Annotated in this window: 20 protein-coding genes and 1 pseudogene; 9 read left to right on the top strand and 12 right to left on the bottom strand. The window is 60.0% G+C overall.

Translation table 11 applies throughout. From position 1 onward, the window contains the following. Positions 1–247: 247 nt before the first annotated feature. From ABTV22_RS03430 to ABTV22_RS03415, 4 genes are all read right to left on the bottom strand, one after another. Complete coding sequence (locus tag ABTV22_RS03430) at positions 248–1,693, bottom strand: SulP family inorganic anion transporter (protein WP_433738570.1); 1,446 nt, start codon at positions 1,691–1,693, stop codon at positions 248–250. 205 nt (positions 1,694–1,898) lie between these two features. Beyond that, positions 1,899–2,792 (bottom strand): NAD-dependent epimerase/dehydratase family protein, encoded by an 894-nt coding sequence (locus ABTV22_RS03425; protein WP_433738569.1) that lies wholly within the window; start codon positions 2,790–2,792, stop codon positions 1,899–1,901. A gap of 96 nt (positions 2,793–2,888) precedes the next feature. After that, a complete protein-coding gene (locus ABTV22_RS03420; RefSeq protein WP_433738568.1) occupies positions 2,889–3,806 on the bottom strand; it encodes a LysR family transcriptional regulator in 918 nt (305 codons plus the stop codon). 153 nt (positions 3,807–3,959) lie between these two features. Beyond that, positions 3,960–4,550, bottom strand: a complete 591-nt coding sequence (locus ABTV22_RS03415; RefSeq protein ID WP_433738567.1) for an NAD(P)H-dependent oxidoreductase — start codon at positions 4,548–4,550, stop codon at positions 3,960–3,962. Between the two features lie 162 nt (positions 4,551–4,712). Here ABTV22_RS03415 and ABTV22_RS03410 point away from each other — a divergent pair, with 162 nt between their 5' ends. Next, positions 4,713–5,027, top strand: coding sequence for a putative quinol monooxygenase (locus ABTV22_RS03410; protein WP_433738566.1), 315 nt, complete (start codon positions 4,713–4,715; stop codon positions 5,025–5,027). Here ABTV22_RS03410 and ABTV22_RS03405 read toward each other — a convergent pair. Continuing rightward, a complete protein-coding gene (locus ABTV22_RS03405) occupies positions 5,017–5,781 on the bottom strand; it encodes a sulfite exporter TauE/SafE family protein (RefSeq protein WP_433738565.1) in 765 nt (254 codons plus the stop codon). The two genes, ABTV22_RS03410 and ABTV22_RS03405, sit on opposite strands and share 11 nt — an antisense overlap. Before the next feature lie 217 nt (positions 5,782–5,998). On the opposite strand from ABTV22_RS03405, the gene ABTV22_RS03400 reads away from it, so the two are divergent. Beyond that, positions 5,999–6,883 (top strand): LysR family transcriptional regulator, encoded by an 885-nt coding sequence (locus tag ABTV22_RS03400; protein WP_433738564.1) that lies wholly within the window; start codon positions 5,999–6,001, stop codon positions 6,881–6,883. On the opposite strand, the gene ABTV22_RS03395 is transcribed toward ABTV22_RS03400, so the two are convergent. From ABTV22_RS03395 to kynU, 3 genes are all read right to left on the bottom strand, one after another. Then, on the bottom strand, positions 6,824–8,263 hold the full coding sequence (locus tag ABTV22_RS03395) for an amino acid permease (RefSeq protein WP_433738563.1): 1,440 nt from the start codon (positions 8,261–8,263) through the stop codon (positions 6,824–6,826). The genes ABTV22_RS03400 and ABTV22_RS03395 overlap by 60 nt on opposite strands. Positions 8,264–8,331: 68 nt before the next feature. Further along, positions 8,332–9,642 carry an OprD family porin gene (locus ABTV22_RS03390; protein ID WP_433738562.1) on the bottom strand — a complete coding sequence of 437 codons (1,311 nt, stop codon included), beginning with the start codon at positions 9,640–9,642 and terminating at the stop codon, positions 8,332–8,334. A gap of 105 nt (positions 9,643–9,747) precedes the next feature. After that, on the bottom strand, positions 9,748–10,998 hold the full coding sequence (gene kynU, locus ABTV22_RS03385) for a kynureninase (protein ID WP_433738561.1): 1,251 nt from the start codon (positions 10,996–10,998) through the stop codon (positions 9,748–9,750). A 221-nt stretch (positions 10,999–11,219) separates the two neighbouring features. Here kynU and ABTV22_RS03380 point away from each other — a divergent pair, with 221 nt between their 5' ends. Continuing rightward, positions 11,220–11,693 (top strand): Lrp/AsnC family transcriptional regulator, encoded by a 474-nt coding sequence (locus ABTV22_RS03380; protein ID WP_433738560.1) that lies wholly within the window; start codon positions 11,220–11,222, stop codon positions 11,691–11,693. A gap of 240 nt (positions 11,694–11,933) precedes the next feature. Here ABTV22_RS03380 and ABTV22_RS03375 read toward each other — a convergent pair whose 3' ends face one another. After that, positions 11,934–12,941, bottom strand: a complete 1,008-nt coding sequence (locus ABTV22_RS03375; protein ID WP_433738559.1) for a helix-turn-helix domain-containing protein — start codon at positions 12,939–12,941, stop codon at positions 11,934–11,936. 418 nt (positions 12,942–13,359) lie between these two features. Here ABTV22_RS03375 and ABTV22_RS03370 point away from each other — a divergent pair. The 3 genes and pseudogenes from ABTV22_RS03370 to ABTV22_RS03360 all read left to right on the top strand — a co-directional run. After that, positions 13,360–13,485 (top strand): annotated as a pseudogene (locus tag ABTV22_RS03370) (benzoate 1,2-dioxygenase small subunit); the annotation flags it as partial. An 18-nt stretch (positions 13,486–13,503) separates the two neighbouring features. Next, positions 13,504–14,526 (top strand): anthranilate 1,2-dioxygenase electron transfer component AntC, encoded by a 1,023-nt coding sequence (gene antC, locus ABTV22_RS03365; RefSeq protein ID WP_433738558.1) that lies wholly within the window; start codon positions 13,504–13,506, stop codon positions 14,524–14,526. Positions 14,527–14,569: 43 nt separating this feature from the next. Beyond that, a complete protein-coding gene (locus tag ABTV22_RS03360) occupies positions 14,570–15,973 on the top strand; it encodes an amino acid permease (RefSeq protein WP_433738557.1) in 1,404 nt (467 codons plus the stop codon). A gap of 216 nt (positions 15,974–16,189) precedes the next feature. Here ABTV22_RS03360 and kynA read toward each other — a convergent pair whose 3' ends face one another. Both kynA and kynB read right to left on the bottom strand, forming a co-directional pair. After that, positions 16,190–17,044: a tryptophan 2,3-dioxygenase gene (gene kynA / locus ABTV22_RS03355; protein WP_433738556.1), complete on the bottom strand. Its 855-nt coding sequence runs from the start codon at positions 17,042–17,044 to the stop codon at positions 16,190–16,192. Further along, positions 17,041–17,706 (bottom strand): arylformamidase, encoded by a 666-nt coding sequence (gene kynB, locus ABTV22_RS03350; protein WP_433738555.1) that lies wholly within the window; start codon positions 17,704–17,706, stop codon positions 17,041–17,043. The genes kynA and kynB overlap by 4 nt, the downstream gene beginning before the upstream one ends. A 251-nt stretch (positions 17,707–17,957) precedes the next feature. On the opposite strand from kynB, the gene ABTV22_RS03345 reads away from it, so the two are divergent. The 3 genes from ABTV22_RS03345 (at position 17,958) to ABTV22_RS03335 (ending at position 21,260) form a co-directional block, all read left to right on the top strand. After that, positions 17,958–18,308 carry a cupin domain-containing protein gene (locus ABTV22_RS03345; RefSeq protein ID WP_110966221.1) on the top strand — a complete coding sequence of 117 codons (351 nt, stop codon included), beginning with the start codon at positions 17,958–17,960 and terminating at the stop codon, positions 18,306–18,308. Between the two features lie 353 nt (positions 18,309–18,661). After that, positions 18,662–20,062: a GABA permease gene (gene gabP, locus ABTV22_RS03340; protein WP_433738554.1), complete on the top strand. Its 1,401-nt coding sequence runs from the start codon at positions 18,662–18,664 to the stop codon at positions 20,060–20,062. A 94-nt stretch (positions 20,063–20,156) separates the two neighbouring features. Continuing rightward, positions 20,157–21,260, top strand: coding sequence for a GlxA family transcriptional regulator (locus tag ABTV22_RS03335; RefSeq protein ID WP_433738553.1), 1,104 nt, complete (start codon positions 20,157–20,159; stop codon positions 21,258–21,260). Between the two features lie 203 nt (positions 21,261–21,463). On the opposite strand, the gene mmsB is transcribed toward ABTV22_RS03335, so the two are convergent. Then, a complete protein-coding gene (gene mmsB, locus ABTV22_RS03330; protein WP_433738552.1) occupies positions 21,464–22,351 on the bottom strand; it encodes a 3-hydroxyisobutyrate dehydrogenase in 888 nt (295 codons plus the stop codon). Positions 22,352–22,360 lie beyond the last annotated feature (9 nt).

Raw genomic sequence — 22,360 nt, 5'->3', positions numbered from 1 at the left:
TACTCCTCGAGAGGGTCACGTCGAAAGTTTTGTGAAACTCTTAAAACATTTCGAAGCGTGAAACTCAAACGAGGTGAAAGTAATTTTCGTATAGAGGTAAGAGGTGTCGTTTTTGGGTATGTTTTGTCGTTAATAATGAAAATCGGACCGGCGAATTTTCATTTTGAAGATCAAAAGATCGCAGCCTGCGGCAGCTCCTACAGAGGACCGGTGTAGGAGCTGCCGCAGGCTGCGATCTTTTGATTATTCAGTCGTGAGCGACATGGGCTCGCTTGAGCAGCTTCTTGCAGCGCTCGGACAAGTGCAGCACTCGCAAATGCTTGCCGGCCTTTTCGTAGCGCTCGCGCAAGGTCTTGAGGGCGGCGATGGCGGAGTAGTCGACGAAGCTCAGGTGGCGGCAGTCGATGGTCACCACGGCCGGGTCGTTGGCCGGATCGAATTGATTGAGAAACGGTGTGGTCGAGGCGAAAAACAGCGTGCCGTGCATCAGGTACAGCTTGCTGCCGTCGGCTTCAAGATGACTGTCTGCGTAGAGCTCGCGAGCCTGTTGCCAGGCGAAATTCAGCGCCGCAATGATGATCCCGCACAGCACCGCCGTGGCCAGGTCGGTGAACACGGTGATCACAGTCACCGCCATGATCACCAGCACATCATTGAGCGGCACCTTGTTCACCACCCGCAAGGAAGCCCAGGCGAAGGTCTGCTGCGACACCACGAACATCACCCCCACCAACGCCGCCAGCGGAATGCGTTCGATCAGCGGCGACAGGAACAGAATGAACAACAGAATCGCCACACCGGCCACCACACCGGATACCCGGCCACGTCCGCCAGAACTGAGGTTGATCACGGTCTGACCAATCATCGCGCAACCGCCCATGCCGCCGAACGCACCGGACACCACGTTCGCTGCGCCCAGCGCCACGCACTCACGGTCCGGGTAGCCGCGGCTCTCAGTGATCTCGTCGGTAAGGTTCAGGGTCAGCAGGGTTTCCAGTAGGCCGACCAACGCCATCAGGATCGCGTAGGGGGCAATGACGCGCAGGGTGTCGAGGTTCCAGGGAATGTCCGGCAAGGCGAAAGTCGGTAAGCCACCGGCAATGTGCGCCATGTCGCCCAGGGTACGGGTCGGCAGGCCGAGCAGGTACACCGCCAGGCCCACGCCGAGTATCGCCACCAACGCTGGCGGTACTGTCCGGGTCAGGCGTGGCAGCACATAGACAATCGCCATCGTCACGGCGACCAGCCCGATCATCATGTACAGCGGCGTGCCGCTCAGCCACGCCTCGCCGCTTTTGAAATGTTCCAGTTGCGCCAGGGCAATGATGATTGCCAGACCGTTGACGAAACCCAGCATCACCGGGTGCGGCACCATCCGCACCAGCTTACCGAGCTTGAGCAGACCGAACGCCATCATGATCAACCCGCCCAGCAGCACCGTGGCCAGCAGGTATTGCACACCGTGCTGCACCACCAGCGCGACGATCACCACCGCCATGGAACCGGCGGCACCGGAGACCATGCCCGGCCGACCGCCGAACAGCGCGGTCAGCGTGCAAATGATGAATGCGCCGTACAGCCCCATCAGCGGATTGAGGTGAGCCACCAGCGCGAAGGCGATGCATTCGGGCAGCAGGGCAAAAGACGTGGTGAGGCCGGCCAGGATGTCGGCGCGCAGGTTTTTGGGTTTCATGGAGGACCGCAGGGAGTAGCGAGAAAGAATGTGCGGATGTTACGGAATCGAGGGCAGCCCGGCCAGTTGTTGCGACGCTGAATATGCCATCGCGGGCAAGCCTTGCTCCTACAGGTTTTGTGTCGTTCACAAAATTCATAGACGACATAAAACCTGTAGGAGCAAGGCTTGCCCGCGATGAACGATGACGCGAACTACAGCGAACTCACACCATTTCTTTCAGAATCCACTCCACCACCGACGTGCGCTTGGGCACCCACCCCAGCAACGCCCGCGCCTGCTTGCCACGAACCCGACTGTTGGAACCCAAACCATAGTTGGCCATTTCATAACCCCACTCAGCCTCGGCCTCCTTGAGCGGCCAGTCTTGCGGTTCACCTAGACCCAGCGCCTGGGCCATGGCTGTGGTCATGTCGATGAACGATGCTTCACCGCTTTCGACGAAGTAGAAGGTGCCCGGAATGTTTTTGGTCAGCGCCAGCAGATACAGCGACACCACGTCTTCGATGTGCACGTTGGACCAGATGTTCTGCCCTGGACCGACATGGCGCACGACGCCGCTTTTACGCGCTTGTTTCAACAAACGCGGCAATTGCACGCTGTCACGATTCACGCCCAGGCTATGGCCGTAGATCAGGGTGTTGCAGATGACTGCCGAGTTCACCCCATCCTTCGCCGCAGCAAGAATCAGGTTGTCGATGGCCACGCGGGCGGCCTTGTCGACGGTCGGTTCCGGCAGGTTGTCCTCGAAGTAGATGACATCGCTGGATTTACCGCCCGACGCATCGCCGACGATGCTCGAACCGCTGGTGTGCAGGAACACCTTGTTGGAGCCGCGCAAGGCATCGAGCAAGGCTTCTACCGCACCGCGATGGTCGCTGCTGGCAGCGTTGATCACGGCTTCGGCGGCACGGGCCTGTTCGGCCAACAGGGCGCTGTCGTCCAGCGTGCCGACCACTGGCGTGATGCCCAGCGCTTTCAGCTCATCGGCCTGTTCGGCGTTGCGCACCAGACCGGTGACGCTGTGACCAGCCTTGATCAGGCCCGTGGCGATGGAACCGCCGATAAAACCGGCGGCGCCGGTGACGAATACGTTCATGGAGAAACTCCCTGCGTTGATCAATGATGCAACGAGTATCCGGCAGCGGTGCGCGACGAAAAATCCCCGCTGACCCAATTCACTCTTGTCCAGGAATCACGAATCAGCCTTGAAATCCTCACTCGCATACAACGCCAGCTTGCCCTGGATGAAATCCAGGAAACACTGAATGCGCAGGGCCAGTTGCGAGTTGCGGTAATACACCGCGTTGATCGGCTGGCGATAGCCGCTGTTGAACTCGGCCAGCACGACTTTCAAACGCCCGGCACGAATGTCTTCGATGGTCATGTAGTGCGACAGACTGGCAATGCCCTGGCCTTCCAGCGCCAGATGGCGAATGGTCTCGCCGCTGGAGGCGCTGAGCGCGGCCTCGATCGGCCAGCGATCACCGTGCACGTAGCGCAATGGCCACTGGTTCAGGCCTTCGTTCTGGGTGAATCCCAGCAGCGTGTGATTGGCCAGGTCGGCCACCGCCGTCGGCGTGCCGTGTTTTTCCAGATACGCGGGGCTGGCGACGATATGAATCGGGCTGCACCCCAGGGAGCGGGCGTGCAGGGTCGAGTCAGCAAGCGTGCCGATACGGATGGCGATGTCGGTGCTTTGTTCGAGCAGGTCGATGATCAGGTCGTTGCTGTTGAGCTCAAGCTGGATATCGGGATAAAGCCTGCGGAATTCATCGATGTAGGGCACGATGGCGTGCAACATGAAGGGTGATGCGGCGTTGATGCGCAAGCGTCCGGACGGCGTCTGCTGGCGTGACGACAAGCGCTCTTCGAGCTCATCCATCTGATCGAGAATCCGCTTGGCGTGTTCGAAGAAGTACTTGCCTTCTTCGGTGAGGTCCATGCGCCGTGTGGTGCGGTTGATCAGGGTCGTGTCGAGCTTGGCTTCCAGACGCGACAAGGTGCGGCTGACCGCCGACGGCGTCTGCCCGACCTGCTCGGCCGCCGCCGAAATCGACCCGCACTCAATCACGCAGACGAAGATCTGCAACTCATCGGATCTGGCTTTCACCTGCATTCCTTTTCGAAAAATTCAGCGCATCAATCGATTTTCGTAGGAGCCGGCTTGCTGGCGATGGCGGTCCTTCAGAAAAACCGCATGCGCTGATCGCCAGCAAGCCGGCTCCTACAGGTTTCGGTTCCCGCTATCGATAGTAGCCGAGCGTCAGGCCTTGAGGCCAAACACCTCGGTCAAATGTTGCTCGTAACGCGCCACATCGCCTTCGATATTTGGGCGCTTCATCACGTCCACGCACAGGAAGGTCGGCAAGCCGGTCATACCTAGGAATTCGTTGGCCTTGTGGAACGGGAAGTACACCGCATCCACGCCCTTGCCTTCGAAGAAGTCAGTCGGGTCGTCGAAGGCTTGCTGCGGTGCGTTCCAGGTCAGCGACAACATGTACTGCTTGCCCTGGATCAGGCCGCCGCTGCCGTACTTCTGCGAGGCATCGGAACGGGTGCGGCCATCGCTGGCGTAGAGGCTGCCATGACCTTCGGTGAAGACTTCGTCGATGTACTTCTTGACGGTCCACGGCGCGCCCATCCACCAACCGGGCATCTGGTAAATGATCACGTCGGCCCAGAGGAACTTGGCCACTTCTTCAGCGATGTCATAACCCTCATCGATGAAGGTGGCTTTGACATCCAGCCCGCCACGGTCCAGCACGCTCAACGCAGCTTCGTGCAGGGTGGCGTTGTAGCGGCCATCGGAGTGGGCGAATTTTTTGCCACCATTGAGCAACAGGACTTTTTTCATGGGGGATCTCGGGAAGGTCAGAAATTGGATGGCGGCAGAGTAACGATCCGCCTCGCGCGGAATAAGCCTTCGTTTGGCAAAAATCATTTGACCTAAACGCACGAATCTACAGCCGATTGTTGCCTTAGACTGGCGCCGATTCTGACTTGAGGAGTGATGTTCATGAGTGACCTGCAAGGCTTCATCCTGCACGCCAAGACCCGCCCGGAAAAATCCGACGCCTTTGAAGCGTTTTTCAGCGGTTACGTGGAAGCCAGCCGCGCCGAACCCGGCTGCATCGAGTACCACATGTTGCGCGACAAACAGGACCCGACCCTGTTCATTTTCTACGAGATCTGGCAGTCCCAGGCGCACCTCGACGTGCATTCGAACCTGCCACACATGAAGGCATTTCTCGCTCAGCGCGATGAGTACCTGGAACGTGACTTCGAGATCCGCGCCATTGAGATGATCAGCCGGTCGTCCGCTACCCGCTGATCAGCAAATGGCCGCCAAGCAAGCCAAGGCCAATGAAAAATACGCGCTTGAACAACACAGCGCTGATCCGCTGGCGCAGCCACTGCCCCAGCCACATGCCGAGCACCGCCGGGATCAGCGCCAGCAGCGAGGCGCTCAACTCGCCACCGCCGAGGGCGCCGCGCCATAACAACCCAGCGGCCAGGGCCAGGGTCGAGACAGTGAACGACAGCCCCAGCGCCTGCACCAACTCGTCCTTGCTCAAACCCAGCGCTTGCAGGTACGGCACCGCCGGAATCACGAACACGCCGGTGGCCGAGGTGATGATGCCCGTCAGCACGCCGCACAGCGGACCGAGCCAATGCTCGCTACGTTCGCCCACGCGCTGGACCGGCAGGAACAGTCCGCTCAAGGCGTAGAGCAACAACGCCGCACCCAGTCCTCGCACCACCCAATGCCCGCCGACCATGCCGATCCACAACGTACCCGCGCCGGTGCCGATGAAAATCGCCAGCAGCATCGGCCACAGACGTTTGATCAGCCCCCGTAGATGACCGCCGAATGCCAGTTGCCAGACGTTGGTCAGCGTGGCCGGGATGATCAACAGCGCGGCAGCCTGCGACGGCGCCATAGCCAGACCGAGCAAGCCCATGGCAATGGTCGGCAGGCCGAGGCCGATGACGCCTTTGATGGTGCCGGCCAGCAGAAAGGTGGTGATGACCAGTAAAGACAAGGCCAGACCGAGGTTTTGGTAGAACGCGGCGAGAGTATTCATGGGGCTATCGTGCGCCCACGAGGGGTGATTGAAAATCTGCCATATACTGAGGGTGCCTCTTGTAAGACAAGAGGCTGAATGTTGGGTTGTAGCTGCCGACGTCTTCGCGAGCAGGCTCGCTCCCACAGTGGTTTTGCGTCGCTCACCAATCCATTGTGGGAGCGAGCCTGCTCGCGAAGGCGTCCGCCCTGACAACACACCTATCTGGATTGCCCACATGCACTTCGACCTCACCGACCTGCGCCTCTACCTGCACATCCTCGACACCGGCAATATCACCGCTGGCGCCGCCCGCAGTCACCTGTCCCTGGCGGCGGCCAGTGCGCGCATTCGGGCGATGGAGTCGTCATTGGGCATTGATTTCCTGGAGCGCGGTCGGCGTGGGGTCTCGCCAACCCCGGCGGGAAAAGCCTTGGCGCAGCACGCCCGGCTCCTGCTGCAACAGGCCGACCGCATGCAGCAGGATCTGGCCGAATACGCCAAGGGCGTCAAAGGCCAGGTGCGCTTGCTGTGCAACACCACGGCGATCACTGAGTACCTGCCGGAAGTGTTGGCGGACTTCCTTTGCCACCATCCCAACCTCGACATCGATGTGCAGGAAATGCCGAGCCTGCGCATCGTCCACACCTTACGCCAGGGTGCGGCGGACCTGGGCATCGTCTCCGACGCCGTCGACACCCACAATCTCGAAACCCTGCCCTTTCGCGATGATCCGCTGGTGCTGATCATGCCGCCCGGACACCCATTGGCCGAAGGCACAACGCCACGCTTCAGCGATACGCTGCACTACGACTACGTCGGCCTGGCCGCCGACAGCGCCCTGTCGGTGTACCTCGAAGAACAGGCACTGCACGCCGGGGTCCGCCTGCAAATCCGCATCCGTGCGCAAGGCTTCGACGGCGTGATACGCATGGTCACCCGCGGCGCAGGGCTGGCCATCGTGCCGCTGGCGGCGATCCAGCGACGGCCTGCTGATCAATCCTTGAAAAGCTTCATGCTCGAAGAAAACTGGGCACAACGAAAACTGCTGCTGTGCACCCGTTCATTCACCGACCTGCCCGGCTATGCCAGAACCTTGCTCGACGCGTTGCGTGCCAAGTGAGGCCGGTTCCGACTTCCTGAAGAAAACCCAGTAGACCACCGTCAGCAACAGCAGGAACGGCGCGCCGAACACCAGGGTCATCTTGAAGGCTTCAGTGAAGTAGGTGGTGATCATCACCGCGCCCATCAGCAGCAATCCCAGCAAAGTCGTATACGGGAACAGGCGCATGCGGAACGACAGTTTGCGCTCGCCGTGACGCTGGTGATAACGACGGAAACAGTAGTGCGTCAGGAAGATCATGAACCAGGTGAAGATGGCGCCGAACATGGAGATTGCCATCATCAGGGTGAACGAGCTTTCCGGATACAGGATGTTGAGCAAGGTCGCCAGGGCGATGCCAGAACTCGACAGCAACAGGGCGTTCAGCGGAATGCCGGTCTTGCTCAACTTGCCCATGGATTTGGGGGCATAGCCACCACGGGACAGACTGAACATCATGCGTGTGGTGATGTACAGCTGGCTGTTCATCGCCGACAGTGCCGCGATCAGGATCACGAAGTTCATCACCCCGGTCGCACCCGGAATGCCGATGGCTTGCATGACCGTAACGAATGGGCTCTGGGCCTGGCCGGCCTGGGTCCATGGCACGATTGCCAGCATCAGCGCCAGGGTCAGCAGGTAGAACACCACCAGGCGCACGATGGTCGCGCGAAAGGCCTGCTTCACGGCCCGCTCCGGGTCCTTGGCTTCACCGGCGGCCACCGCGATCATCTCCACACTCAAGTAGCTGAAGATCGACACGATCACTGCCACCCACATGCCTTGCAGGCCATGGGGGAAAAAACCATCGTGGGCGGTGTAGTTGTGCACGCCGTATTCAGGATTGCCGGAGCCGAACACCACATACACCGCCAGGATGATGAAGCCGACAATGGCGCCGATCTTGATGGTCGAGAACCAGTACTCGAAGGTGCCGAAGGTCTTCACGCTAATAGCGTTCAGCACGATCAGTACGCTGGAAAACGACACGATCCACACCCACTCCGGTACGTTGGCGAACCAGTACTTCATATACATCGCCACCGCTGTCACTTCGGTGCCGACCGCCAGCACGATGGCCGCCCAATAGGCGTAGCGCACCAGGAAACCGGCCAGCGGACTGACATAGAACTCGGCATAGGCACCGAACGATCCCGAGGTCGAATGGGCCACGGTCATTTCCGCCAGGCAGCCCATCAACAGCAAGGTGATGATCGCGCCAATGGCATAACTGAGCAGCACGCTCGGCCCGGCATAGCCGATGGCGTAGGCACTGCCCATGAACAGCCCGGTGCCGATTGCGCCGCCAATGGCGATCATGCTCATCTGTCCCGACGTCAACTGACGCCGCAAACCGTGTTCACGGTTGGATATCGTTTCAAAACCGGCGTTGTCGGCCATGTGTATGTCCTCTGAATATTGTCTTTCTTGAAGAGCACGTCGTTGTTTGGGCAGTGGGATCACACGGATCAGAAAATACTCAGTGGATACTCGATGATGACGCGAACCTCGTTGTTGTCCGTGGTGTCCGCCCGTGCGACCTGGGCCGTCGAGCGCACGCTGGCCTGGCGCACCCGCACCGACAGGTCCCTGGCCGGGCCCGATTGCACGACATAGCGTGCCTCGAGGTCGCGCTCCCAGCGCTTGCCGTCATCGCCATAGCGTCCATAGGCACCGTTGGGGCCGCCATCGTAATGGCTGTCATCGATATGATCACCGCTGATGTAACGTGACATGAAACTCAGGCCCGGTACGCCGAACGGCGCCATGTCCAGGTCGTAGCGCAGTTGCCAGGAGCGTTCGTTGGGGGCGTTGAAGTCGAGCACTTGCACCGAGTTGGCGAGAAAGATCGACGTGCCTGGCTGCTGATCGAAACCCAGGTAGTCGAACGGCTCGTCGCCATCGACTTGCTGGTAAGCCAGGGTTAATCGATGGGCGCCGAATTTGTACGCGGCGGCCAACGACCAGGTGGTGTTGTCGATCTCGCCGGCCAGGCGCTGGCCCTCGTCGAGGGTGCGGTAAAGGTTGAAGTCCAGGTTCAGCGATCGGCCCTCGCTCAGCGCAAAGGTGTAGTTGGTGTTGGCGTAGTACTGGCGCCAGATATCGCTGAACTGCGAGCCATACAGGCTCACACTCAGCCGGTCGCTCAGGGCGTAGCTGCCGCCCAGGTAATCGACGCTGCGGGTTTCCACCCCGGCATACAGGGCCTTGAGTGCGCCATCGTCATTGGTCGAGTTGCCGTCGTTGCCGGAGGTGAAGTGGCCCATGTCCAGTTGCAGTGCCTCGAGCTCGTGGCTGGTCAGCTGAAAGCCGTTGGTCACGGGGGTGAACAGCCGCGCATTGCCGGTGCCAAACACCGGATTGAGCGGCGTCAGGTTGCCGTACTTGAGCTCGGTGCGGGAGATCCGCGCCTTGAGCGCACCACCGGCTTCGGAATACTCATCCTCGGGGCGACCGTCGGAATCGACCGGCAACAAACCGGTGCCGGTTCGTCCCCTGCCGCTGTCGAGCTTGAGCCCCAACTGCGCATAGGCATCGACCCCGAACCCCACCGTGCCCTGGGTATAACCGGAGCGAAAATCGAGCATGATCCCGTGGGCCCATTCGTCCCGGTAATTCTGCCCACCCGGATTATTGAGGTTGTTGCGATAGAAATAGAAGTTACGGTTGGTCAGGGTCAGACTGCTGTCTTCGACGAATCCATTGTCGGCGGCATGGGCGATTGACCCCAGGCAACTGGTGATGGCGAGCGGCAAGGCGGGCCAGTGGGACAACTTCATTCTGCGTGCTCCTTATTATTGTGTTTGCACAGAACTGTTTATTGGCGACGAGCCACGCCCTGCTGCCAGGAACTCCCCGGCAGCAAGGCATGAGCCATGGATCGATCAGGTGACGCTGTGACGGACCTGGAATTGCGCTTGCGCCCAGGTTTTCTCATCGAGAATCTCGCCCAGGATCTGCACCGCATCCCAGACCTCGGTGAAGGTCGTGTACAGCGGGGTGAAGCCGAAGCGCATGATCCGCGGTTCGCGGTAATCACCGATCACGCCACGGGCGATCAGGGCCTGGATCACCGCATAACCTTCGGGGTGTTCGAAGCTGACGTGACTGCCGCGTTTGGCGTGTTCGCGGGGTGTGACCAGGGTCAGTTCATGGGCCGCGCAGCGCTGCTCGACCAACTCGATGAACAGGTCGGTCAGGGCCAGGGATTTGCGCCGCAGGCTGGCCATGTCGGTCTGGGCGAACACGTCCAGGCCACACTCGACCATCGCCAGCGAAGTAATCGGCTGGGTGCCGCACAGATAGCGAGCGATGCCCTGGCTTGGCTCGTAGTGCGACTCCATGGCGAACTGCCGCGAATGGCCGAACCAGCCGGACAGCGGTTGCGACACCAGATCGCATAACGACGGCGAGACCCAAACAAACGCCTGGGAGCCGGGGCCGCCATTGAGGTACTTGTAGGTGCAACCGATGGCGTAGTCGGCACCGGCCTGATGCAGATCCACCGGCACCGCGCCGGCAGAATGCGCCAGGTCCCAGATGGTCAGCGCGCCGCACTCGTGGGCCAGCGCGGTCATGCCCTGCATGTCATGCATATAGCCAGTCTTGTAGTTGACGTGGGTAAGCATCACCACGGCCGTGTCCTGATCAATCGCTTGCGGCAGCTCTTCGGGGCTGTCGACCAGCCGCAGGGTGTAGCCCTGCTGCAGCATGTCGGCCAGGCCTTCGGCGATGTACAGGTCGGTGGGGAAGTTGCTGGACTCGGTGACGATCACCCGCCGCTGCGGCGAGCGTTGCGCCTGCACGCGCAAGGCGGCGCTGAGCACCTTGAACAGGTTGATCGAGGTGGTGTCGGTGACCACGACTTCACCGTCGCGGGCACCAATCAGGCCGGCCAGGCGGTTACCCAGACGCTCGCTGAGGTCGCGCCAGCCTGCGGTGTTCCAGCTGCGAATCAGGCCGTTGCCCCACTCTTCGGCGATCACCGCCTGAGCCCGGGCCAATGCCGCGACGGGGCGCGCACCCAGAGAGTTTCCGTCGAGATAAATCACCCCTTCAGGCAGGGCGAATTGTTGACGCAGAGGAGCCAGGGCGTCCTGAGCATCAAGCGCCAGGCAATCGTTTCTTGTTGTCATGGTGAGTCCTGTTTTCTAAGTAATCTGCCGTCCGGGCAGATCGCAAAAAGTCGCGGCGAGCAGAGAGCCAAACCCCGTGCTCCGGGCCAGATTCCCGCCGTTTCGGTGGAGAGATAATGAACGAAGCCCTGGAGAATTTTCGTGCAAAGTGAGCGGCCGTATAGTAGTTATCTCGCAGAAAATTCGAATCCAACCACAATAACCGCGGATTTATTTCACCCATGAATCTCGACTCGACAGACCTGCGAATCCTGCATCAACTGCAACAGGACGGGCGCATCAGCAACCAGGAATTGGCGGAGAAAGTCGCCCTTTCACCCTCGGCGTGCCTACGCCGATTGCGCCTGCTGGAAAGTGAGGGAATCATCAGCGGCTATCGCGCCGTGCTGAATGCCGAACGGCTGGGCATCGAGCTGGAAGCCATCGTCCATGTGTCGTTGCGACAGGATGTCGAGGACTGGCACGAGACCTTTATCAAGAAGGTCCAGTCGTGGCCGGAAGTGGTCACTGCGTACGTGATTACCGGGGCGAGCAACTATGTGTTGCGGGTCCAGGCGCGCAACCTCAAACACTTCTCCGATTTCATCGTCAACCACCTGAACCGCACGGCGGGTGTCACCGATATCCGCTCGGAAATCGTCTTGCAGAAAATCAAGGAACGCGATGAGTTGCTGGACCTGGTGGTGCGCAAATAACCCAAGAGTGACGTGACATTGTTGTAGGAGCCGGCTTGCTGGCGATCGCGGTCGGGCATTCAACATTAACGTCGACGATTACACCGTTATCGCCAGCAAGCCGACTCCTACAGGGATTGTTGGTAAACCATGGGTTTCGGGTAAATAAAAAGGACCCGCTGCGCAGGCCAACGGGGCGGTGCGACGCTTGGCTAAATCCCCTCACCACAAGAGCGGCGGCCTGTCCCCAGGTGCCTGGCACTAGCGCAGGCGGCGGGCGTCGTTGCGCTGCAAGGTCATGCTGGGGGATTCGTCGAACAGCTTGCGGTACTCGACAGAAAACCGCCCGAGGTGGGTGAAGCCCCAGCCCAAGGCGATCGCGGAAATATTGCGCGCCGAACGCTGCTCAAGGATCTCCTGGCGCACGGCGTTCAGGCGGTGCTTCTTCAGATAAGCCATCGGTGACAAGGCGAAGTACTTCCTGAAGGCCTCGAACAATTTGAAGCGCGACACGCCAGCCGCCGCTTCGATGTCTTCCAGATGCAGAGTCTCGCGGGCATTGTCGTGGATGTACTGCCGGGCCCGGATCAGATAATGCGGCAGCTTCACGCCAAGCACATCCCGCAGTTCTTCCGAGTAGTTGTTCGGCTGCGCGAGGATCAAGCCCTTGATCAGCGAACTTTCGATGTCCCGGGTAAATGCCACCTGTTCATACAGTTCGTTGCTGCGCTCCAGTTCAGCGATGAAGTAACGCGCCATGCGCCACCATGAGGCTGATGCCCCGTCGACTGCATCCATGACCGGTTCGAAACGCAGCGGCGCGTCCAGCGGGCGCTGCAGCAAACCTTCCAGCGACTCGCTCATGGCAAGACGCGTGATCACAACCTGCACCTTTCGACAGTCCCCGGAGATCGCCAGCAACTGGTTTTCATTCGGCGAGATGATCACCCCCTGGTCGCGGTCGGACCTCACCACACTGCCGTCCTTGCTCAACTCCTGCTCGCCCGACAGCGGCAGGCTCAGGCTGTAGCTGCTGAAGTGCTCGGGGTCTTCGATGTCGATGGTGACATCGGTGCCGTATGAGAGAGTGCCCAGGGTCGTGGCCATCGACTTGAACGTGTTGGCCGTGTGATGAAAACGGATGCGCTCGGGCGTCGTGGTCACCAGTCGGTGCGGCCCACAGATGCCGGACATCCAGCGTCTCGCGGCTTCAAGGTCATCGCTGTCGACGCGAATGTCGCGACACTGCGGATCGGAATGGCGGCTCATCACGGTGCACTCATGGGCTATTTGTTCAGCGCGCTCTGACGGCGCGTCTCGGTCCTGCAAAGGCAAGTTCCAGACCACAAAACGTCGAAGCCAACTTAACGGATAGTCATCCTCGATTAAGCGGATAAACCCGTTGGTTCGAAGCAGAAAAAAGCGCTCAAACCGCACTCGACGTTTCGTCGAACAGTACCTGATTGCCGCAAACCGGCGCAGCCGTTCATCGCCTTGAGTAGTCACTGCCCAACTGACGACCGACAGATTGTTACCGCCCCCACTTTACGGACTGCCTTCGCCAACAAACCGGATAGCCCCCACCTGCCCCACTCTCTCTAATGAGCGCACCGATACGCCCCAATAAAAACCGGTACACACCATGAGTGGCGAAAAGAACGTCGAAGAACGCGGCCAGCGCCACCCCGAGCAGTTCTATGGCCGTGCGACCTGCCGCCTCAAGCCCTACGCCGACAGTTGGCTGATCACGCGCAAGCCTGTGCTGCTGCTCAACGACACCTTCAACTCGGCTCTCGACTTCTACCACCTCTGAATCCCTGGAGACCGAGGCATGACTCACAAAGTAGCGTTCAGCTTTGCCGACGGAAAAACCCTGTTCTTTCCCGTGCAACCCAACGAAATCCTGCTCGACGCCGCCCTGCGCAATGGCATCAACATTCCCCTGGATTGCCGCGAAGGCGTCTGCGGCACCTGCCAGGGCCGCTGCGAATCGGGCGACTACAGCCAGGATTATGTGGACGAAGAAGCACTCTCCAGCCACGACCTGCAACAGCGAAAAATGCTCACCTGCCAAACGCGGGTGAAGTCGGATGCGGCGTTTTATTTCGACTTTGCCTCCAGCCTGTGCAACGCCAGCGGTCCTGACCGATTGAGCGCGACGGTCACCAACGTCAGGCAAGTATCGGCCAGCACGGCGATCCTGTATCTGGACCTGGGCACCGCCACGCCACCGCTGGATTACCTGCCAGGGCAATACGCACGGCTACGGATCCCCGGCACCGAGAGCTTGCGTTCCTATTCCTTCGCCAACCGGCCGGGCAGCCACAAGCAATTGCAATTCCTGATTCGCCTGCTGCCCGACGGGGTCATGAGCAATTACATCCGTGAGCGCTGTCAGGTCGGCGACGAGATTGTTCTCGAGGCTCCCCTTGGCGCGTTTTACCTGCGACATGTCGCCAAGCCGCTGATTCTGGTAGCGGGCGGAACCGGGCTGTCAGCGTTGCTGGGGATGCTCGATGAATTGGCCGAACGCGGCTGCGGGCAACCGGTGCATTTGTATTACGGGGTGCGGGACGCCGCCGATTTGTGCGAACAAGCGCGCATCACCGCCTATGCTGAACGCATTCCGGGATTTCGCTACACCGAAGTGGTCAGCGAGCCGTCGCCGCAATGGACAGGAAAACGCGGCTACATCGCCGAGCACTTCGATGTCAGTGAACTGCGCGATGCCCAGGCCGATATGTACGTCTGCGGCCCGCCGCCGATGGTCGAATCGATCAAGACCTGGTTGCAGGAACAGGCGCTGGATAACGTGCATCTGTATTACGAAAAGTTCACTGAGAGTAATATCTGACCTTTCAATTCTGATGTAACTACAAAAATCTATAGGGAACGCGATGGCGGACGAAATTTTACAAACGGGAACACTCAAGCGGGGGTTGAAAAATCGACACATTCAACTGATCGCCTTGGGTGGAGCCATTGGTACCGGGTTGTTCCTGGGCTCTGCCGGAGTGCTCAAGTCCGCCGGGCCGTCGATGATCCTGGGCTACGCCATCGCCGGTTTCATTGCCTTCCTGATCATGCGCCAGCTGGGCGAGATGATTGTCGAGGAGCCGGTCGCCGGCTCCTTCAGTCATTTTGCCCACAATTACTGGGGCAGCTTTGCCGGCTTCCTGTCCGGCTGGAACTACTGGGTGCTGTATGTGCTGGTGGGCATGGCGGAGCTGACGGCCGTCGGCAAGTACATCCAGTTCTGGTGGCCGGAAGTACCGACCTGGGTCAGTGCCGCGGTGTTCTTCGTGCTGGTCAACCTGATCAACACGCTGAACGTGAAGATCTTCGGCGAGATGGAGTTCTGGTTCGCGATCATCAAGGTCGTGGCGATCATCGGCATGATCGCCCTGGGCTGCTACATGCTGTTCAGCCACACCGGTGGCCCGCAAGCGTCGGTGAGCAACCTGTGGGACCACGGCGGGTTCTTCCCCAACGGCTACAGCGGCCTGCTGATGGCGATGGCGTTCATCATGTTCTCCTTCGGTGGCCTGGAGCTGGTCGGCATCACCGCCGCCGAAGCCAGCGAGCCGCGCAAGGTGATTCCCAAAGCCATCAACCAAGTGGTTTACCGGGTGCTGATTTTCTACGTTGGCGCACTCACTGTGCTGCTGTCGCTGTACCCCTGGGACCAGTTGTTGCAGACCCTGGGCGCGTCCGGCGATGCCTACAGCGGCAGCCCGTTCGTGCAGATCTTTTCCTTGATCGGCAGCGACACCGCCGCGCAGATTCTCAACTTCGTCGTACTCACCGCCGCCTTGTCGGTCTACAACAGCGGTGTCTACTGCAACAGCCGCATGCTTTACGGTCTGTCTGAACAAGGCGATGCACCCAAGGCGTTTATGAAGCTGAACAAGCAGGGCGTACCGTTGCTGGCACTCGGCGTGTCGGCACTGATCACGATGCTGGCGGTGGTGGTCAACTACGTCGCGCCGCACGAAGCGCTGGAGCTGCTGTTTGCCCTGGTGGTTGCGTCCCTGATGATCAACTGGGCGCTGATCAGCCTGACGCATTTGAAGTTCCGCAAAGCCATGGGCCAACGCGGCATCGTGCCGGGCTTCAAAGCCTTCTGGTCGCCGTACACCAACTACCTGTGCCTGGCGTTCATGGCCGTGATCATTTACGTGATGTGGATGATTCCGGGCATTCGTGCCTCGGTCTATGCCATTCCGGTCTGGGTGGCGATCATCTACGTGTTCTATCGGATACGTATGGCTCGGCATCGCGATCTGCCAGTGACGCAGTAATCACGCAAAAAAAAGCCCCGGCATTCAGTGAATGCCGGGGCTTTTCATTTACCCGAAATTCACGGTTAACCAACAATCCTTGCAGGAGCCGGCTTGCTGGCGATAACGGTGTAACCGTCGACGTTGATGTTGAATGTCCGACCGCTATCGCCAGCAAGCCGGCTCCTACAACAGCATGTTTCCCGGCAATTGGTGATGAATCTTTTTTGCCCGTTTTCAGAGGGTCGAACGCAGTCGCCACAGTTCGGGGAACAGCACGGTGTCGAGCATTTTGCGCAGGTAACCCACGCCTTCGGTGCCACCGGTACCTGGTTGAAAACCGATGATTCGCTCCACCGTGGTGACATGCCGGAAGCGCCATTGACGGAACGAGTCTTCCAGGTCGATGAACTTCTCCGCCAGCTGATACAAGTCCCAGTAACGCGTCGGGTCGGTGTAGACCTCGCGCCAGGCGGCTTCGACCGAGCTGTCGTGTTCGGTCGGGCGAGACGGATCACGCTCGAACCGTTGCGGGTCGATCGTCAGGCCGGCATTGGCCAACAAGCGAATCGCCTCGTCATACAGCGAAGGCGTGGCAATCGCTTTTTCGAGCTCTGCCAGGACCTCAGGGCGATGGGCATGGGGGCGCAGCAGGGTCGCGCTTTTGTTGCCGAGAATGAACTCGATCTCTCGATACTGAAACGACTGAAACCCCGAGGACTGCCCCAGAAATGGCCGGATCGAGTGGTACTCGGTGGGCGTCATAGTCGCCAGCACGGTCCAGGCATGCACCAGTTGATCAAAGATGCGCGAGACCCGCGCCAGCATCTTGAACGCCGGCGGCAACTGGCCCAGGCGCACGTGTTCGCGGGCGGCCTTGAGCTCGTGCAACATCAGCTTCATCCACAACTCGGACGTCTGGTGCTGAATGATGAACAACATCTCGTTGTGATCCGGCGACAAGGGATGCTGGGCACTGAGAATGCGCTCCAGATCCAGGTAGTCGCCGTAGCTCATGGCGTCGGAAAAATTCAGCTCGGCGTTATGCCACTCCCCTTCAGGATTGGCCGATGAATAAGGGCATTGGCTCATTGGGCAGCCTCCTTGTGCGTCAGTGGATTGAGTGGACGCAAGATCGCCCTCACCGGGCTGGCGTCGAGATGGGCAAAACGCAGCGGCAGCGCGATCAACTCATAATCGCCTTCCGGGACTTCATCCAGCACGATGCCCTCGAGGATCGCCATGCCGTGACGCGCCACGGCATTGTGCGAGTCCATGGTTTTGGATTGTTGCGGGTCAAGCGACGGCGTATCGATGCCGATCAGGCGTACGCCCAGACTGGCCAGCAGCTCGACCGTTTCCTTGGCGACCGCTGTGAAGTCAGGGTCCCAGGTCGTTGTCGGGGCCTGATGATAGGTACGCAACAGGACGCGCTCGGGCAGGTTGGCCAATCGACCCAGCAGTTGCTCCGGTTGCACCAGCGCGCCGCTGTCCAGGCAATGCAGGACACGGCAAGGTCCGATGTAGACATCCAGCGATACTTCGCCAATCGGCGCACCTTCAGGGCTGTAATGCAACGGTGCATCGACATGGGCGCCGGTGTGTGGCGACAAGGTAATGCGCCCGACATTCACCGGGCACTCGGGCCCATAGGTCCAGACGCGCTCTTCCTGAAACGGCGTGTCACCGGGCCAGGTCGGTGTGGCGGCACTCAAGGGCGGGCTGATGTCCCACCACGACATTGTTTTTTTCATTGCAACGCTTCTCGGATTTTTCCGGAGTAAATGATACGAGTGATGACTGTATAGATTCTTGCAAAGATCTTCGGGAACCGCCGGCTCGCTCGCAAGAAATGCGAGGAAAACGACATAGCTGCGCAGGAAATTCGACAAGGCCGGGCCACCGTCACTGCGCTTCTGGATAGCTCGATGTCGAGCACAGACAACTCGGCCCCGACCAAGCCGGTCAGGATGCGCCTTCAGTTATCCCAACGCATGGAGTCGTCATGACCGCCAACTCACCGATTACCGTTCTTCGCGACACCCACCCGCTGCCCGTGCTCGACGCCTGCAAATGGGAAAAACTCGAAGGCGACCCGCACACCGTCAACCTCAACGCCTACACCAGCGAAGACGGCAACAAGATCATGGGCACCTGGATCTGCACGCCGGGCAAGTGGTACGTGGAATACGTGAAATGGGAATACTGCGACTTCCGCGAGGGCTACTGCATCATCACCCCTGAAGGCAAAGAGCCGATTCACCTGCGTGCCGGTGACATTTTCGTCATCGAACCGGGGATGAAGGGCACCTGGGAAGTGGTGGAGACTGTGCGCAAGTATTTCGTCTTCGCCTGATCCCTGCGCAAAACGACACCTGATTACAAAAGCGACACCGGCAACGAGTAGTTTTCCACCGCGCTACTCGTTGCGCACCCAGCCCTCCATGGACGCATTCGCATCCCCCTGCCAAACACCCCCTTCACGCTCCAGATTCCCGCGCTAAACACTTCGCCGCTGCATCGGCAGAACGCCCGGAAAAACACCGCGATTGCTTTTTGCCACTCGGTGACCGACTGGTTCTCATAACGAACACAAAGTTTTCCCGTGTCGATTTCAGACACCGACGTGGCGCAATCAGGAAACTGGATTGTCGGACAAGCCGGGTAAGGTGGCGCACGCTCAAATGTCGCCACCAGAGAAAAAAAATAATGATCAGCCCGAGCTCAAAGGATTCCAGTGGCCAATTGGCGCAGGGCTTCAAGCCTCGTCACGTCACCATGCTGTCTATCGCCGGGATTATCGGCGCCGGTTTGTTCGTAGGCTCGGGGCATGCCATCGCGGCCGCCGGCCCGGCCGTATTGCTGGCTTATCTGTTCTCGGGCCTGCTGGTCGTTCTGGTCATGCGCATGCTCGGTGAAATGGCGGTGGCCAATCCCGACACCGGTTCGTTCTCCACCTATGCCGACCAGGCCATCGGTCGCTGGGCGGGCTTCACCATCGGCTGGCTCTATTGGTGGTTCTGGGTGCTGGTGATCCCAATTGAAGCGCTGGCTGCCGGCCATGTGCTGAACCAGTGGTTTCCCCAGATCGATGCCTGGCTGTTCGCCCTGGCGTCGATCATTGCCCTGGTGATCACCAACCTGTTCAGCGTCTCCAAGTACGGCGAGTTCGAATTCTGGTTCGCCATGGCCAAGGTCGTGGCAATCATTGGTTTCATCGGCGTGGGTTTTGCGGTGTTGATGGGCTGGATTCCCGATCGGCAAGTCAGCGGCTTGAGCGGCCTAATGGCCGAACACGGCGGGTTCGCTCCCAATGGCCTGTCGGCGGTCGTGGGGGCCTTCATCACCATCATGTTCAGCTTCATTGGTACCGAGGCTGTAACCATCGCCGCCGCCGAATCCGACAACCCTTCGCAGAACATTGCCAAGGCCACGCGCTCGGTGATCTGGCGCATCGGCGTGTTCTACCTGTTGTCTATTTTCGTGGTCATCTCGGTGGTGCCCTGGAACGATCCGCTGTTGGCCGAGGTGGGTTCCTACCAGCGAGCGCTGGAGATCATGAACATTCCCCACGCCAAGTTCATGGTGGACGTGGTGGTGCTGATCGCCGTGGCCAGTTGCATGAACTCCTCGATCTATATCGCCTCGCGCATGCTGTACTCGCTGGGGCGTCGTGGCGATGCGCCGAAGGCGCTGAAGGTGACTTCCTCCGAAGGCGTGCCCCGGGCGGCGGTCATCGCCAGCACCGTATTGGGTGCGGCGATTACAGTGTGGAGCTACTTCATGCCCGCCGGGTTGTTCGAGTTCCTGCTGGCCAGTTCCGGCGCGATTGCCTTGCTGGTGTACCTGGCCATTGCGGTGTCGCAGTTGCGTATGCGCCGGATGCTGCGTCGGCAGAACGTCGAGCTGACCTTTCGCATGTGGCTGTTCCCTTGGCTGACGTGGCTGGTGATCGCGTTCATTTGCGCTGCGCTGGCCGTGATGATGATCTCCCCGCAACACCGTACCGAAGTGACGACGACCATTGGCCTGGCACTGGCGATTTCCTTTATTGGCCTGATCACTTCGCGTCACCCGGTGCAGCCTGCACGAGCGACGTCCGTGGGATAAGCCGGGAGACATACCGGTTGCGCACACCAGCGGCACGGCGCTCCACGCTACCGTGCCACTGACCGTCATCGCTCTTCGTGAGGACATGAGCACGATGTCATCAAGGCTCACCCTGCCGGACGGCAAGCCGACTCAATGCATCGGCTTTCTGCTGCTGGATCAATTCACCCTGATTTCCCTGTCTTGCGCCGTGGAGCCGTTGCGCATGGCCAATCAATTGTCGGGGCAGGAGCTGTATCGCTGGCATACGTTCAGCCTCGGCGGCCAGCCCGTCTGGGCGAGCGACGGCGTGTCGATCACCCCGGATGCGTCCTGGGACAAGCCCTGGGAGGCAGACACAGTGATCGTCTGCGGTGGCGTTGGCATCCAGAGTGTGGTCACCCGCGAGCACATCACCTGGCTCAAGGCCCTGGCGCGTCAATCCCGACGCCTGGGAGGCATCTGCACCGGGAGCTGGGCACTGGCCAAAGCCGGACTGCTCGACGGGTACGAATGCAGCGTGCATTGGGAGTTTCTGGCGGCCATGCAGGAGGCTTTTCCACGGGTCAGCATGAGCGCGAGCCTGTTTACCCTCGACCGCAACCGGTTCACCAGCTCCGGCGGGACGGCGCCCATGGACATGATGCTGCACCTGATCGGGCGCGATCATGGTCGTGAGTTGTCGGCGGCCATTTCCGAGATGTTTGTCTACGAGCGCATACGCAACGAGCAGGACCATCAGCGCGTGCCGCTCAAGCACGTGCTGGGCACTCATCAGCCCAAGCTACAAGAGATCGTCGCGTTGATGGAGGCCAACCTCGAGGAGCCGATCGACCTGGATCACCTGGCCGATTATGTGGAGCTGTCACGCCGACAGTTGGAGCGGCTGTTCCAGAAATACCTGCACTGCACGCCCTCGCGTTACTACCTCAGATTGCGTCTGATCCGGGCGCGGCAATTGCTCAAGCAAACGTCAATGTCGCTGATTGAACTGGCGACGGTCTGCGGCTTCGTGTCCACGCCGCACTTTTCCAAATGCTATCGCGAGTACTTCGGCGTTCCACCGAGCGATGAGCGTGCAGGCTCTGAGATGAGTCGCAAGCCGGCGGCGCTTGCCATTGCTCAACCGGCATTGACCCGGCCGTTGACGGCCCTTGAGCAGGCGAGAAACGAGTCGACGTTTGCCAGCGTGAGGATGCCCGATCGAACCGGGTCATGATCTTTGAGACATAAAAAAGCCGGGAGATCACCCGACGTGATGTCCCGGCAAATGTCGATACGCAGATGAGTTACCTGGCTGCAATATCTGATGTAGGAGCGAGCCTGCTCGCGAAAATCTCGAGAGCAACGCGGGGAACCAGATTCCCCGCGTTATCGTTAACGACCATCGCGAGCATGCTCGCTCCTACAGGGTTTCAGTCGTTATTGCGGCTTGCGATAGCTGTTGATGATCGCCGAGAAGTCACTGCCGCCTTCGCCTCGCAAACTCATCGCCTGATACAGCTGCTGGGCCACCGCACCAAGCACCACCGGCTGGTGCGCCTGTCGCGCCGCTTCCGTGGCCAGCCCCAGATCCTTGAGCATCAGCTCGGCACCGAAACCACCGGTGTAGCCGCGCGAGGCAGGCGCCGTTTCGACGATGCCCGGCCAGGGGTTGTAGACCTCCGAACTCCAGCAGCGCCCGGTGGAGCTGTTGATGATGCCCGCCAGCACCTTGGTGTCGATGCCCAGGGCATCACCCAGCGCCATGGCTTCGCTGACGCCGACCATGGAAATCCCCAGCAGCAGGTTGTTGCAGATCTTGGCGATTTGCCCGGTGCCGACTTCACCACAATGGACGATGTTGCGGCCCATCTGCGCCAGCACCGGTTGCAGGGTGGCGAACAGTTCGGCGGTGGCGCCGACCATGAAGGTCAACGTGCCCGCCGCCGCACCGCCAGTGCCACCAGAGACTGGTGCATCGGCCATGGCCACGCCCTGTTTGGCCGCAGCGGCGGCTACATCGCGGGCGGTCTGTGGGTCGATGGTGCTGCAATCCACCGCGGGCACGCCTTTGCCAATGCCGGCGAGCACGCCGTCTTCACCCAGCCAGACGCTGCGCACATGCACAGCAGCCGGCAGCATGGTGATCACCAGCTCCGCGCCCTTTGCCGCGTCACGGGCCGAAGGGCTGATGGTGCCACCCAACTGTTCCAACTCCGCCAGCACGACTTTGTTCAGATCGACCAGATTGAGCGAGTGACCGGCCTTGATCAGGTTTCGCGCCATTGGCGCGCCCATGTTGCCGAGACCGATAAAAGCAATTTTCATGTCCGGCTC

It is taken from the genome of Pseudomonas putida (assembly GCF_050990305.1).
Lineage (GTDB): Bacteria > Pseudomonadota > Gammaproteobacteria > Pseudomonadales > Pseudomonadaceae > Aquipseudomonas > Aquipseudomonas putida_AH.
Note: the sequence above shows the minus strand (reverse complement) of the source record. Positions and strands in the feature narration are given on the sequence as shown.

What these genes read in the sequence shown, in the direction of transcription:
- ABTV22_RS03430 (WP_433738570.1), bottom strand. Translation starts at nt 1,693, where the DNA reads ATGAAACCCAAAAACCTGCGCGCCGACATCCTGGCCGGCCTCACCACG.
- ABTV22_RS03425 (WP_433738569.1), bottom strand. Translation starts at nt 2,792, where the DNA reads ATGAACGTATTCGTCACCGGCGCCGCCGGTTTTATCGGCGGTTCCATC.
- ABTV22_RS03415 (WP_433738567.1), bottom strand. Translation starts at nt 4,550, where the DNA reads ATGAAAAAAGTCCTGTTGCTCAATGGTGGCAAAAAATTCGCCCACTCC.
- ABTV22_RS03410 (WP_433738566.1), top strand. Translation starts at nt 4,713, where the DNA reads ATGAGTGACCTGCAAGGCTTCATCCTGCACGCCAAGACCCGCCCGGAA.
- ABTV22_RS03405 (WP_433738565.1), bottom strand. Translation starts at nt 5,781, where the DNA reads ATGAATACTCTCGCCGCGTTCTACCAAAACCTCGGTCTGGCCTTGTCT.
- ABTV22_RS03400 (WP_433738564.1), top strand. Translation starts at nt 5,999, where the DNA reads ATGCACTTCGACCTCACCGACCTGCGCCTCTACCTGCACATCCTCGAC.
- ABTV22_RS03395 (WP_433738563.1), bottom strand. Translation starts at nt 8,263, where the DNA reads ATGGCCGACAACGCCGGTTTTGAAACGATATCCAACCGTGAACACGGT.
- ABTV22_RS03390 (WP_433738562.1), bottom strand. Translation starts at nt 9,642, where the DNA reads ATGAAGTTGTCCCACTGGCCCGCCTTGCCGCTCGCCATCACCAGTTGC.
- kynU (WP_433738561.1), bottom strand. Translation starts at nt 10,998, where the DNA reads ATGACAACAAGAAACGATTGCCTGGCGCTTGATGCTCAGGACGCCCTG.
- ABTV22_RS03380 (WP_433738560.1), top strand. Translation starts at nt 11,220, where the DNA reads ATGAATCTCGACTCGACAGACCTGCGAATCCTGCATCAACTGCAACAG.
- ABTV22_RS03375 (WP_433738559.1), bottom strand. Translation starts at nt 12,941, where the DNA reads ATGAGCCGCCATTCCGATCCGCAGTGTCGCGACATTCGCGTCGACAGC.
- antC (WP_433738558.1), top strand. Translation starts at nt 13,504, where the DNA reads ATGACTCACAAAGTAGCGTTCAGCTTTGCCGACGGAAAAACCCTGTTC.
- ABTV22_RS03360 (WP_433738557.1), top strand. Translation starts at nt 14,570, where the DNA reads ATGGCGGACGAAATTTTACAAACGGGAACACTCAAGCGGGGGTTGAAA.
- kynA (WP_433738556.1), bottom strand. Translation starts at nt 17,044, where the DNA reads ATGAGCCAATGCCCTTATTCATCGGCCAATCCTGAAGGGGAGTGGCAT.
- kynB (WP_433738555.1), bottom strand. Translation starts at nt 17,706, where the DNA reads ATGAAAAAAACAATGTCGTGGTGGGACATCAGCCCGCCCTTGAGTGCC.
- ABTV22_RS03345 (WP_110966221.1), top strand. Translation starts at nt 17,958, where the DNA reads ATGACCGCCAACTCACCGATTACCGTTCTTCGCGACACCCACCCGCTG.
- gabP (WP_433738554.1), top strand. Translation starts at nt 18,662, where the DNA reads ATGATCAGCCCGAGCTCAAAGGATTCCAGTGGCCAATTGGCGCAGGGC.
- ABTV22_RS03335 (WP_433738553.1), top strand. Translation starts at nt 20,157, where the DNA reads ATGTCATCAAGGCTCACCCTGCCGGACGGCAAGCCGACTCAATGCATC.
- mmsB (WP_433738552.1), bottom strand. Translation starts at nt 22,351, where the DNA reads ATGAAAATTGCTTTTATCGGTCTCGGCAACATGGGCGCGCCAATGGCG.